3 protein-coding genes are annotated in these 2,619 nt (G+C 50.6%); all 3 read right to left on the reverse strand.

Annotation, left to right across the window (positions count from 1 at the left end):
* A partial coding sequence (locus ACT6Y9_RS10295) for a transposase (RefSeq protein ID WP_443744464.1) occupies window positions 1-397 on the reverse strand: 397 nt, incomplete at its 3' end.
* Between the two features lie 141 nt (window positions 398-538).
* Window positions 539-1,132: an ISAzo13 family transposase gene (locus ACT6Y9_RS10300; RefSeq protein WP_443744466.1), complete on the reverse strand. Its 594-nt coding sequence runs from the start codon at window positions 1,130-1,132 to the stop codon at window positions 539-541.
* A 60-nt stretch (window positions 1,133-1,192) separates the two neighbouring features.
* A complete protein-coding gene (locus ACT6Y9_RS10305) occupies window positions 1,193-2,257 on the reverse strand; it encodes a transposase (RefSeq protein ID WP_443744465.1) in 1,065 nt (354 codons plus the stop codon).
* Window positions 2,258-2,619: the final 362 nt, after the last annotated feature.

A 2,619-nucleotide genomic window follows, 5' to 3' on the forward strand; every position in this document is an offset into this window, starting at 1 on the left:
TTGTGGGCAAGCTCGACGAGCTCAGGGATCCGGCTGTGCGTGGCCTTGAAGTACCGATGGCACGCAGCCATTCCTTGGACAGGTAGGCCCGATAAAGTCGAGGATCCGTGTCGGCGATGAACTGCAGCGTTGCGGCCTGCCGCCCGGTGAGGTTGTCTGGATCCTTGCCCAGGGGGTACAGCGCCCCTTTGACGGCCTTGGCGAGCGCTGCGTTGGTCTTGATGCTCGTCTGCTGCTTCTCAATCTCGCCGGCAGACGACGCCGCATCGTCGCCACGGGTCAAGTCATCGAGCTGCCTCTTCAGATCGCGGGCGATGCTCCGGAGTTCCTGCCAGGTCTTGCGGCGGATGTCGTTGAGGGCGTCCCCCGCCCATTGGATGACGTGGAACGGGTCCACGCATCGCTCGGGCGTTGGGAAGGTACTCCGCCATGCACTGATCGATCCACTTGGCGCCGTCTCCGGAAACGGCCTTGATGGAGTTGCGCTGCTCGGGCGTTAGGAGCCGTTAAAAAATTATTTGCATGAGCAGTTCATGCCTTATGACTTGAATCCTTGTATTGTGTAGTTCCATTTTCCGAACTCTCCGAGAGGGTCAAGATCAATATTCTCGAACAGCTCATTCGACACCTTTTTACCCTTGCAATATTCACGTTCATCAACACGGAAATCAACCTTCAACCTTGTTTTTGTTCTCGTGTTTTTAATGTAGTTCGCAACGGTGGAAATGTCGGTCAGCGGCTTACCTTCCCAATTTTTACTGATATAACAGAACAATCGATGTTTAACTTTGTTCCACTTGGATGTGCCGGGAGGAAAGTGACAGACGATGAACTCGACTCCCGTTTCTTGCGCGCGCTGTGCCAATTGTTCCTTCCATAGCCACACCCGGCACCCGTTGCTTCCTCCGCCGTCGCAGGTAATCAGCACCTTCTTTGCCGACGGGAAATTGACTCTCCCGACATGCAGCCACCAGGCTCGAATGCTTTCGAAGGCGAATTCACTCGTGTCACTGCACGTCGTCAGATTGACGAACCCCGTGTTGTCGTTGAGTACATATACCCCGTAGGGCGCAACTTTTCCAAGCTCTTTGAGCGGGAAATCGTGGTCAAGCACACGCCGAGGATCATTCAGTCGCCGTTATTCGGAGCCACCGTTCTTGAAGTTGCCAAGCAGTTCTTTTTTCTTGCAATCTCATGAAATTACAGGGTTTCCGTCATCTAAGAACTTCTGAACCATTTGTTCAACCTGAGTTCGCGGACTTATTCTATGCATACGGGGGCACTCGACTCCGGCCGCTTTGTAGGCGAGTCGAGTCACCTTGTTTGGCTCGGAAGTAATCAGGCATCCTTTTACCTCAGAGCATGACTGTGTTGCCAAATTGGCCAGTGTCGGTTGTATCGGATACTTGGTTTCCTTCAGGCGATCCGACAACAATTTCGCCACGATGGTGGCAATAAAAGTCAATACCATATGCCCGCGGAAGGTTTCCTCCGTCTGTACAGATAACGGCAGCATGTTGGCATAGTTCTTACCCAAATCGAAAACCTGTTCGATTTCCTGTCTCGTGTAATAGATCTCCAATACCTTACTTGGCGCAATGCTTCGTTTGGAGACCAACATGAAAATGCCGGCCTTTTCGATCTTGCTTTCGTAGCTTTCCGTACTCAGCGAGCCCTCTGCAACCTTCTCAATCAGAGACAGTTGTTCGAGCGCCGATCGTTGCAGATCAATACAAAGATACGCGTAGGCTGAGTATCCCGGTTCAATGATCTTTCCGTTCTTGTCGACCTTCTCATTGAGTTGGCACGAGACTTTCTTGACTCTGACCAAACGGTTGTTTTGCTTGACTAATACGCCGTTTTCCTTTGGGTCTGCGAGATGCTCCTTCACGATGGACTTGAACAGGCGGCGGTTGGACTGAAGCCTAGCCAGGAAGGAGACCTGTTCCTCATAAAACGTATTGACGTTTTCATCGGACAGGTAGCCGGCATCGGTAATAGCAAAATTAGTGTCTACTCCCATCTGCTTGAGTTCCAGAATGGTTCTCTTGAGAGTATTGATGTCGATGATGTTGCCTGGAACACAGCGCATGTAGATTGGCAGGCCGGTTGTTTGCTGAACCACGTAAATTAGCCGAACCTCATTGTTGATGTCTCCGTTGTGGTTGCTGATCGCCGTCAAGCTGAAGTGGGTGCTGTTGGGCAGGCCGGTACTTTTCAAAATCGACGCCGGCGCGAGCAAGCCGAAGCGCAACATTTGCCTTGCAGTGTGCGAAGGCCTCGATCGGCGGATCAGAAAGGAAAAGAGCCGAGTTGACGGCATCCGAGGAGGTAATGTTTGATTTCTTAAAATAGCGGTTTGTGTGCGATGTTTTTGCAGATTTAATCATATCACAAAACGCCCATTTTTGCGTCTATGGAGGCAAAATTCCCAATTAAATCAACGAATTAGATTAATGGCAGTGCCCTACAGATTCGATGCGTAGTTTCTATTTGGACAGCAGTGCCCATTTTAGGTCTTTTGTCGCAAAAAAGACACAACGGGCGTAGCGCAAAATGAACCATTATGTCTATGATATTTAACGATGTTCATCAGATATCTAATGGTTAACCCCCCCC

Origin of the sequence: Sutterella sp. (assembly GCF_052272535.1) — a bacterium.
Taxonomy (GTDB): domain Bacteria; phylum Pseudomonadota; class Gammaproteobacteria; order Burkholderiales; family Burkholderiaceae_F; genus Sutterella.